This window comes from Mesorhizobium sp. M1E.F.Ca.ET.041.01.1.1, assembly GCF_003997355.1.
GTDB lineage: Bacteria > Pseudomonadota > Alphaproteobacteria > Rhizobiales > Rhizobiaceae > Mesorhizobium.
In genome coordinates, this window is the sequence record NZ_RZSL01000180.1 from 1 (window position 1) to 10299 (window position 10299).

Annotated in this window: 8 protein-coding genes and 1 pseudogene; 5 read left to right on the top strand and 4 right to left on the bottom strand. The window is 62.5% G+C overall.

The window, feature by feature from the left end; translation table 11 throughout:
* From EOA38_RS16550 to EOA38_RS40410, 4 genes and pseudogenes are all read left to right on the top strand, one after another.
* Positions 1 to 1526 (top strand): annotated as a pseudogene (locus tag EOA38_RS16550) (hypothetical protein); the annotation flags it as partial.
* Between the two features lie 90 nt (positions 1527 to 1616).
* The gene (locus EOA38_RS16555) at positions 1617 to 3362 is read left to right on the top strand and encodes a type I secretion system permease/ATPase (RefSeq protein ID WP_245480854.1); all 1746 of its coding nucleotides are present in this window, start codon (positions 1617 to 1619) and stop codon (positions 3360 to 3362) included.
* 3 nt (positions 3363 to 3365) lie between these two features.
* The gene (locus EOA38_RS16560) at positions 3366 to 4892 is read left to right on the top strand and encodes an HlyD family type I secretion periplasmic adaptor subunit (protein ID WP_127299710.1); all 1527 of its coding nucleotides are present in this window, start codon (positions 3366 to 3368) and stop codon (positions 4890 to 4892) included.
* Between the two features lie 52 nt (positions 4893 to 4944).
* Positions 4945 to 5172 (top strand): GDCCVxC domain-containing (seleno)protein, encoded by a 228-nt coding sequence (locus EOA38_RS40410; protein ID WP_127299711.1) that lies wholly within the window; start codon positions 4945 to 4947, stop codon positions 5170 to 5172.
* A gap of 65 nt (positions 5173 to 5237) precedes the next feature.
* On the opposite strand, the gene EOA38_RS16570 is transcribed toward EOA38_RS40410, so the two are convergent.
* Positions 5238 to 5540, bottom strand: a complete 303-nt coding sequence (locus tag EOA38_RS16570; protein ID WP_126093909.1) for a DUF982 domain-containing protein — start codon at positions 5538 to 5540, stop codon at positions 5238 to 5240.
* A gap of 309 nt (positions 5541 to 5849) precedes the next feature.
* Between EOA38_RS16570 and EOA38_RS16575 the strand changes: the two genes are divergently transcribed.
* A complete protein-coding gene (locus tag EOA38_RS16575; protein ID WP_127299712.1) occupies positions 5850 to 7307 on the top strand; it encodes an NCS1 family nucleobase:cation symporter-1 in 1458 nt (485 codons plus the stop codon).
* 128 nt (positions 7308 to 7435) lie between these two features.
* Here the strand turns inward: EOA38_RS16575 and EOA38_RS16580 are convergent, their stop codons facing one another.
* The 3 genes from EOA38_RS16580 to EOA38_RS16590 form a co-directional block, all read right to left on the bottom strand.
* Positions 7436 to 7975: a DUF1697 domain-containing protein gene (locus EOA38_RS16580; protein WP_127299713.1), complete on the bottom strand. Its 540-nt coding sequence runs from the start codon at positions 7973 to 7975 to the stop codon at positions 7436 to 7438.
* Positions 7975 to 9612, bottom strand: coding sequence for a CTP synthase (locus tag EOA38_RS16585; RefSeq protein ID WP_127299714.1), 1638 nt, complete (start codon positions 9610 to 9612; stop codon positions 7975 to 7977). The genes EOA38_RS16580 and EOA38_RS16585 overlap by 1 nt, the downstream gene beginning before the upstream one ends.
* A 227-nt stretch (positions 9613 to 9839) precedes the next feature.
* On the bottom strand, positions 9840 to 10299 hold a 460-nt coding region (locus EOA38_RS16590), incomplete at its 5' end, for a L,D-transpeptidase (RefSeq protein WP_145965980.1).

Genomic DNA, 10299 nt, shown 5'->3' on the forward strand with positions numbered 1-10299 from the left:
CGCTGGTTGCCCTCGAGCACTCGAACGCGCCGCAAGGCGTAGGCGAGGACAACACCCTCGACCTCAACGGCCTGATCAACGTGACGGCGACGGTGACGGTGACCGACGGCGATCAGGACGTGGTCTCGCAGCAAAGCTCGAGCTCGGGCCTGTCGCTGACCTTCGACGACACCGATCCAACAATCACGGCACCGTTCGACGCCGATCCTGTCGCCAGCGGCATCCAAACCCCGGAACTTCTGCTCAATGCCGTAGGGCAGACGGCCAGCGGGACCTTTGGATACGACATGACGGACAAGCACACGGCCGCGGAGTATACGGCGGGTGTTAGCGATTTCGCCGACCAGGACAATGTGCTTGCCGGCATACAGCTCAGCCTTACTGGTAATCTCACCGGTCTTGTCCCTGCCCCTGGCACGACCTCGTTCATCAGCTCGTACGCGACGCTCCAGTCGGAAAGCGCCACCTCGGCAACGTTCAACTGGCAAATCTCATACGACAGCGACCCGAACACGGCCGGCAACCAGACGGCCACGGCGGGCGGTACGCTTGTCTTCAACAAGGATGCTGACACCTACACCATCACCTTGAACGACGCGGTGGAGGGCTTCACCAAAGACATCCTGCATACCAGCGAGCTCTTGTCCAAGGAGCCCACGAGCAACGTCGGCCACCCGAATATCGTGGTGGAGAAGCTCTTCGAGGCGGACAGCACACCCGAAACGACCGATCGGGACTTCTTCGTGCAGTTCACGGCGAATTCGGTCACCAACACCATCAAGTTCGGTCTTAACTCCACCGGCGACAGTGACAACGCGACACCCACTGACACCGCGTGGAACCCCGGCGATCTGGTCACCAACAACCATGAGGACTGGGTGTCTGCCACCCAGACCACGAACGGGGTCGCTGGCGACACCATCCAGAAAGGCGAATTGCTGACGCTGCGGTTCTTCGACCACAGTCCCACCATCGCCACCGAGGACATCCACCCGAACCAGACGGCCGCCGACATGGCCATCAAGTTCGACGGTATCGGCACCAGCGAGGACCTGATGGTGATCCTCGACCTCGTCAGCAGCACGGACAGCTCGGTGCACACCACCAAGGCGATCTACATCCAGAACTCCGACATCTTCAAGATGGGACAGGTGCCTGCTGCATACGCGGCTGACTTCCCCCTCGATAACAACGACGGTCTCGTTATCATCGAGAGGAACGACTACAACGATGCCAATTCGAACTGGGTGATCCAGGGCGCGCAGATCATGCAGTCCGGCAACGGGATCACCGGCGACGGCACGGCGATCAACCTCATCCGGGATACCGGCTCAACTGGTGGTAGCTCTCAAACCGCACTGGTGAACTGGGACGCGACCGACAACGATGTGTTGAAGATCGTGGACCTCGGCTTCACCTCGACTCAGACCACGACACCAGACGCGCACCTTGACTTCGGCGTCCAGGTCGCGGACGCGGACGGCGACACGACCACCGTCCAGCACATCCTCGTCGACATCGCCTGAAACAAAACCAACGGGGGCAGCCCACGCTGCCCCCGTTGGGACATCAACCGAGCACTAGTGAAAGGCATCGAAAACGGGGGGGTATCCGTGATGCAACCGAGACCGCAATTTCAGGAGGTGATGCGTCTGGCGCGCCAGCAGGTGCCCGCCCTCCTCCTTTTCAGCCTGCTCGCCAATGTCCTCCTGCTCGCCAGCACCGTCTACATGCTGCAGATCTACGACAGGGTGCTGTCCAGCGGCTCGATCGACACGCTGTTCTGGCTCACCCTTGCCGTTATCGGCGCCATCGCCGTCTACGGCATGCTCGAGCATGCCCGCCGCATGATGCTGGGCCATATCAGTCAATGGCTGGACGACCAGCTCAGCGTTCCGGTGATCGAGCGCACCATGGAGGCGCGCCTGGCCGGCTACGGTCTCGAAATTGGGCTGAAGGACGTCGGGGATATGCGCGGCTTCGTTGCCGGCGACGGCATCCTGACCTTTCTCGACGCGCCCTGGACGCCGGTCTTCCTGGCGTTCATGTGGCTGCTGCATCCGGCGCTGGGCGTGGTCGGTCTTGCCGGCGCGGTGCTCCTGTTCTGCGCTGCACTCGCCAATGACTTCTTCACCCGACGCAAGAACCAGGAGGCGGCTGCGGGGCTGCGCAGCAGCCAGGCCGCCGTCGGTCAATTCGTCGATGGCGCCGAGACATTGCGCTCGCTCGGCATGTCCGAGCCAGCGCTGCGGCGCTGGGAGGAAAACCAGCAGTCGCTGATGCGGCTCCAGTCGCGGCTCTTGCAGCGCACCACCATCATCGGCAGCCTGTCACGCTCGCTGCGCCTCGCCCTTCAGGTGGCCGTGCTCGGGCTCGGCGCCTATTTCGTGCTGCGCCGCGAACTGACGCCTGGATCGATGATCGCAGCCTCTATCCTGCTCAGCCGCGCGCTGGCGCCGATCGAGCGCTCGATTGGCGCTTGGCGCAGTCTTGTCAGCGCGCGGACCGCGCGTCGCAACCTGATGAAGCTTTTTACCGACACCGCGTCGATGCAACCGGCCGGTGTAACCCTGCCCCGCCCGCAAGGCCGGCTGAAGCTCGAGAACCTCCACTACCGCGCGCCGGGAACGTCGCAAGCGCTGCTGAGCGCGATAGGCTTCGGCGTCGAACCCGGCCAAACCTGCGGCGTGATCGGCCCGTCCGGCTCCGGCAAGACGACGCTCTGCCGCCTTATCGTCGGAGCGCTGCAGCCCTCGCTCGGCCACGTCAGGCTGGATGGGGCGGAGGTCTGGAACTGGCCTTCGGACGAACTGGGCCAGCATGTCGGCTATCTGCCGCAACAGATCGATTTGTTCCCCGGAACGATCGCCGAGAACATTGCGCGCCTGCGTGACGTCAACAGCGATGCGGTGATTGCCGCGGCGCAGTTCGCCGGCATCCACGAGATGATCCTGCGGCTGCCGAATGGGTACCGGACCGAAGTCGGGCCGCACGGGGCCCGTATCTCGCGCGGCCAGCGACAGCGCATCGCGCTTGCCCGGGCGCTGTTCGGTGACCCGCCCCTTCTGGTCCTCGACGAACCCAATACCGGGCTCGACGGCGAAGGCGAGGTGGCGCTGTTCAACGTGCTCCAGCAACTGAAGGAGCGAGGCCGCACGGTCGTTATCGTCAGCCATCAGACCAATCTTCTGCGCACGGCCGATCACGTCGTCTTCCTCCGCGACGGATCCGTGTCGATGTTCGGCACGCGCGACGAGGTGCTCGCCGCGCTGGCAGGCCAGCCGAAGCGGGTATCCGTGCAGGCGGCCATGCTGGACAAGATCGCCGCCAATGCGCCGGCAAACTTTAAGGCAGTGGAGTGAGCCATGAGCGACCGATTTGGCGACTTCCCGAGGATGCTGGATGGGCTGAAGGACAGCCTCCGCGAACTGACCGACAGGCTGACCGTTTCCACAGGCGACTTCGTCGCCGCCGTATCGACTTGGTTCAACGGGCTGGACCGGTCGTCACGCATCGCTGTGACGGCGGCCGCTGGCGCGCTCGTCCTGCTGCTGCTTTCCAGGCTGGTCCGGCCGCGGTCACCTGCCGTCCGCGCAAGCAGGCGCGACCTCAAGCAGCGGACCAGGCCCGCGCGAATGCTGGGCTATGTCTCGGCTATCTTTTTCGTCGGCGGGGTCGCCGTCTGGTCCAGCGTCGCCCTTCTGGCCAGCGCCGTCGTCGCCAATGGCGTCGTCAGCCCCGAGGGCTATCGCAAGACCGTTCAGCATCTGGAAGGCGGCATCATCGGGAAGATCCATGTGAAGGAAGGCGACAAGGTCAGCGCCGGCCAGGTGCTGATCAGCCTCAAGACGACCGACGCGCAGGGGCGCTACGACGAGCTGGAAGGGCACTATATCCGCTTGCTGGCAACCGAGGCGCGCCTGGTCGCGGAGCTTGCCGGACAGGACCGGATCGCGTTTCCCAAGGAGCTGACCTCGATCGACAGCGAGTTGGCGCGAAAAGTCGTCGTCGAGGAGCAGGCGCTGCTCGACAGCCGCCTTGCAACCCGCGACGGGCGCACGCAGATCCTCAACAAGCGCATCGCGCAGATCGAGGAGCAAAGCGCGGGATCAAGGGACGTGATCGCCGCCGAGACGGACCAGCTCGGCTTGATCGACCAGGAGATCGCTTCGGCGCAGGAGATGTACAAGAAGGGCCTCGAACGCCTGCCGCGTATATTGGCGCTGCAGCGCGCCCAGGCTGACATCCGCGCCAATCAGGCAACGAATCGGGCGCAGGTGGCGAAGAACGATCAGCAGATCGGCGAGACCGAGTTCCAGCTCCTTAACCTGCGCCAGCAGGACAGCGAGAGTGCCAACGAGGATCTTGCCAAGGTGCGCAGCGACCTCGCCGCATTGCGCAGCCAATTGCCTTCGCGCCAGGACGTGCTGGCGAGAACGGACATCGTCGCGCCGATCGCCGGAACGGTGATGAACCTGCACGTAACGACGGAATCGGGCGTGATCTCCAGCGGCCAGCCGCTTCTCGATATCGTGCCCAACGAGCCTAATCTGATCATCGATTCCCGCATTAGGCCTACGGATATCGACGTGGTGCATCCGGACATGCCGGCCCGCGTGGTGCTGACGGCCTATCCGAGCCGGCATCTGCCGCAGATCCATGGCCTGCTCACCTCGGTGTCGGCCGACCGGCTGACCGACGAGAAGACCGGCGAGCCCTATTTCCTCGCCAAAGTGAAAGTTGACGCGGCCGATCTCGGACAACTGCATGACATCCGTCTGTCGCCCGGCATGCCGGCGGAAGTCATGATCCTGACCGGCGAACACACTTTGCTCGATTACATGCTGGCCCCGGTCGAAGCTTCGCTGACGCGCACTTTCAGGGAGAATTGAGCGGGAAAAATTGAAACAACAGGCGAGATGCTGCAGCATTGGTGAAAGAGCAATGATCGAACTCGCCAGCACAATCGCCTGCCCGGCCTGCGGCCAGCGCAGAACCGAAACGATGCCTGTCGATGCCTGCCAGTACTTCTACGAATGCGAAAGCTGCGGGACTCTCCTCAAGCCCCTGGCGGGAGATTGCTGCGTGTTTTGCTCTTACGGCGATCATCCCTGTCCGCCGAAACAGAGAGAGCGGCAGTCCGGTGCTGCGAGCCGGCATCATTGTTGTTGAGTTGACAACATCCCCGCTGCGCCAGGCAAGCGCAGCGCCGTGCAATCCAGGGAACCTTGGCCGATCTACCGCCTCAGGGCGTAGACATTGTCCATGGAGACGCCACCCAAGGGCAGCGCCATGTCGTCGTCGAGCAGCCGGGTGATGCGGGCAAAGCCGACGAAGGCCTTTCTCGCTTCTTCGGCCGACATCTTGCCCGACATCGCCGCCGAGCAGCAATTCAAGGCGCACTGATAAACCGGGCCGCGTCTTCCCGTTGGCCACTTCCGCAGGAACACCAACGCATCGGAGACGCTATCGACTTCCTCCAAGGGGTATCCCTGCCCACGCGCGATCCGCACTGGGGTAAAGAAATGTAAGCGATCCATTGTTTTCCTCCCGGTTCGGCCGCAAGGCGGCCGAACCGCAGTAAACGCATATCCTGTGGATTAGTTCCAAACAAATTTGGTTGCCGCTTGAAAATTTCGGAACCAGCCGACCAGCACCCGAACTGCCGCGAAAAGGCCTGCGCCGACTCAAGCCATGATGCAAGCTCGGCGTCAGCGATAAGCGCGATTCTCATTGAATGTCTTTAAGGTGAAAGCCGGCAAATGGGTTGCTTGCCGGTTCCCCTGCGTCAGGCTTAACCTCGCCGGTTAACGCGTGAGGGCGCGTTTTGCAGAAGGGGAACACTTGCAATGACCATACAAGGCGCATCGCCCGGCCTCTACAACGAGGATCTGGCTCCGGCAACGGTCAGGAACTGGGGACCGTTTTCGATCTTCAATGTCTGGACGTCCGACGTCCACAGCCTCTGGGGCTACTACCTTGCCGCAAGTCTGTTTCTGTTCTGCGGTGGCTTCGTCAACTTCATCATCGCCATCGGCATCGGCTCGCTGATCATCTACGCGCTGATGAACATGGTCGGCTATGCCGGGGTGAAGACCGGCGTTCCCTACCCCGTGCTCGCGCGTGCCTCCTTCGGCATCTGGGGCGCCAACATCCCGGCATTGGTGCGCGCCGTCGTCGCCTGCTTCTGGTACGGCGCGCAGACAGCCGCCGCGTCGGGCGCGATCGTCGCGCTGCTGACCCGCTTGCAATGGTTCAACGAATTCAATCAGACCTCGCACCTCCTGGGCCATTCCACCCTGGAAGTGATCTGCTTCGTCGTGATCTGGGCATTGCAGCTCCTGATCATCCAGAAGGGCATGGAAACGGTGCGCCGCTTCCAGGATTGGGCCGGCCCCGCCGTGTGGGTGATGATGCTGATTCTGGCGATCTATCTCTGCCTGAAGTCGGGCACCTTCGCCTTCACCAGCGACATCCCGATGGACGTGCTGCTCGACAAGACCAAGGATGCCGGCGTTCCGGGCGAGCCGGGTTCGTGGACGGCGCTGTTCGCGGTGGCGGCGATCTGGGTGACCTATTTCTCGGCGCTCTACCTCAACTTCTGCGACTTCGCCCGCTATGCGCCGGACAACGCGGCGCTGCGCAAGGGCAATATCTGGGGCCTGCCGGTCAATCTGATCCTGTTCTCGCTGGTCGCCGGCGTCACCACGATCGCCGCCTACGACGTCTATCACGAGGTTCTGCTCCATCCCGACCAGATCTCGGCCAAATTCGACAGCTGGTTCCTGGCGGCTCTCTCGGCGCTGACCTTCGCGGTGGCAACGCTCGGCATCAATGTCGTGGCGAACTTCGTCTCGCCGGCCTTCGATTTCTCCAACGTCTTCCCGCGCCAGATCGACTTCAAGAAAGGCGGCTACATCGCCGCGCTGATCGCGCTGGTGCTCTATCCCTTCGCGCCGTGGGAAGGCAGCGCGGCTTCCTTCGTCAACATCATCGGCGCGACGATGGGGCCGATCTTCGGCGTGATGATGGTCGATTACTATCTGATCCGGAAGAGCGACGTCGACGTCGAGGCGCTCTACCGCGAGGATGGCGAGTTCCGCTTCCAGGGCGGCTGGCATGTCAACGCCTTCATCGCCGCCGGCACCGGCGCGATCTTCTCCTCGATCCTGCCCAACTTCACCAACTGGCTGCCGTCCTGGTGGGGCGTCTACGGCTGGTTCTTCGGCGTGGCGATCGCGGGCGCCGTCTACTACGTGCTGCGCACCATGGCGCTCGGAGCAGGCGCCAAAACGGCAAAAGCCTGAAAGAAGGCAGTAGGCAGTAGGGATTAGGCAATAGAGAATGCCACCTACTGCCTACTGCCTACTGCCTACTGCCTACTGCCTACTGCCTACTGCCTACTGCCTACTGCCTACTGCCTACTGCCTACTGCCTATTTACCGACCATCTCGGCCAGTCTGCGCACTGTGTTCCAGTTGCGCGAAGTACCGATGCCCATACGCTTGTGACTGGCGGCTGCAAGCAGCCGCGAGCTTGGCCGCTCACGTGAAAAGACGATCCAGATATCGCCGCCGATCAAAAACACCTTCTCGTCCTCGGCGGCACAGGCGCGAAGCGTTGATATGGCATCCTCGGCGACAGGCACGCGCATCACCCGCACCGCGACCTGATCGCCTGTATCGGCGGACTCGACCGGGAACGGATTGCCGGCTGCCAGCTCGAGCCAATCTTCAGCGCTGCGCACGATGATGTCGACATGGCGGCCAAAGCTCTGTTCGAAGGCCGTTTCCAGTCGCTGCTCGAGGTTGGAAATCCTGGTCGCCCGCGCCTCGAAGACCAGATTGCCCGTCGCCACAAGGGTGCGCACATTCTTGAGCCCGAGGCCTTCGGCCATCGCCTTCAGGTCGGACATGACGACCCGCCGCCCCTCGCCCAGGATAATGCTGTAGAGCAGCGCGACGTAAGTCTGCATCAAACGAGTCGCGACTGTTCCATCGCTGCTTCGATGAAGCTGGCGAACAGCGGGTGCGGTTCGAGCGGCCGGCTCTTCAGTTCAGGGTGATACTGCACGCCGATGAACCAGGGATGGTCGGGATATTCGACCGTCTCGGGCAGCACGCCGTCGGGCGACATACCGGCAAAGACCAGGCCACAGTCCTCGAGCCGCTGCTTGTAGTCGACATTGACCTCGTAGCGGTGCCGGTGACGCTCGGAAATCTGCGTGTCGCCATAGATCTCGGCGATCTTCGACCCTTTGGCCAGTTCGGCCTGGTAAGCGCCGAGCCGCATGGTGCCGCCGAGGTCGCCGGTGGCCCGGCGCTTTTCCAGCATGTTGCCCTTCAGCCATTCGGTCATCAGCCCGACGACGGGTTCGTCGGTCGGACCGAACTCGGTCGAAGAGGCATGCTCGACACCGGCCAGCGAACGCGCCGCCTCGATGCAGGCCATCTGCATGCCGAAGCAGATACCGAAGTAAGGCACCTTGCGCTCGCGCGCGAATTTCGCCGCCAGGATCTTGCCCTCCGAGCCACGCTCGCCGAAACCGCCGGGAACAAGGATGCCATGCACCTTTTCCAGCCACGGCGTCGGGTCTTCCTTCTCGAAGATCTCGCTCTCGATCCAGTCGAGCTTGACCTTGACGCGGTTGGCGAGGCCGCCATGCGAAAGCGCCTCGATCAGCGATTTGTAGGCATCCTTGAGGCCGGTGTATTTGCCGACGATGGCAATCGTCACCTCTCCTTCCGGATTGTGGATGCGGTTGGAGAGCGCCTGCCATGGCTCCATCCGCGGCTTCGGCGCCGGGTCGATGCCGAAGGCGGCGAGCACTTCCGAATCGAGGCCTTCCTTATGGTAGGCCATCGGCACGTCATAGATGTGCGGCACGTCGAGCGCCTGGATGACGGCGCTTTCGCGCACATTGCAGAACAGCGAGAGTTTGCGGCGCTCTTCCTTGGGGATCGGCCGGTCGGCGCGCACCAGAAGAATGTCGGGCGCGATGCCGATGCCGCGCAATTCCTTGACCGAATGCTGCGTCGGCTTGGTCTTCAATTCGCCGGCGGTCGGGATGTAGGGCATCAGCGTCAGATGCACGTAGACCGCGTTGTTGCGCGGCAGGTCGTTGCCGAGCTGGCGAATCGCTTCCAGGAACGGCATCGCTTCGATATCGCCGACCGTGCCGCCGATCTCGCACAGCACGAAGTCGTATTCGTCATTGCCGTCGAGGACGAAATGCTTGATCTCGTCGGTGACGTGCGGGATCACCTGCACGGTGGCGCCGAGATAGTCGCCGCGCCGCTCGCGCTCGATGATGTTCTTGTAGATGCGGCCGGTGGTGATGTTGTCCTGCTGGTTGGCCGAGCGGCCGGTAAAACGCTCGTAATGGCCGAGGTCGAGATCGGTCTCGGCGCCGTCGTCGGTGACGAACACTTCGCCATGCTGGTAAGGCGACATCGTTCCAGGGTCGACATTGAGGTAAGGATCGAGCTTTTTGATCCGCGCGCGATAGCCTCGCGCCTGCAGGAGAGCCCCAAGAGCTGCTGCGGCGATGCCTTTTCCGAGTGAGGAAACCACGCCGCCTGTGATGAATACATATCGCGCCATGGGAGTCATCGCTTAACGCGGCCTGATTGATTCCGCCAGAGAAAAAACCGCCGCGAAGGCTTTTTCCCAAAATGGCGCCGATGCCCGCGAGGGGCTTTGCGAAGCATGTCGCCCAAAAGTGCTAAGCGGTTTTGGGAGAACGACATGCGTCAAAACGAAGACTCAAAACGAAAGGGCCGGCGGTGCCGGCCCTTTCGGCAGTATGATTCAACGCGTCAGATGATAACGCCTGGCTGTTATATAATAACAACCTTAGTACCGATCTTGACGCGGCTGTAGAGATCCATGACGTGCTCGTTGATCATGCGGAAGCAGCCGTTGGAGGCGCTGGTTCCGATCGACTGCGGCGCAATGGTGCCGTGGATGCGCAGATGCGTATCCTTCCTGCCGTCATAGAGATAGATGGCGCGCGCGCCGAGGGGGTTTTCGCCGCCGCCGGGCATGCCGTCCTTATACTGACCGTAGTGCTTCGGCTCACGCTTCTGCATGTCGAGCGTCGGGATCCAGCGCGGCCATTCCTGCTTGTCGCCGACGGCCACCGTGCCCTTGAACTGCAGGCCTTCACGGCCGACCGCGATGGCATAGCGGCGTGCGGTGGAAAACGATTCGACGAGGTAGAGGCGGCGCGCGCTGGTGTCGATAACGATCGTGCCCGGCTCATAGCCGGTGAACGTGACGTCCTGCGGCACGAACTCC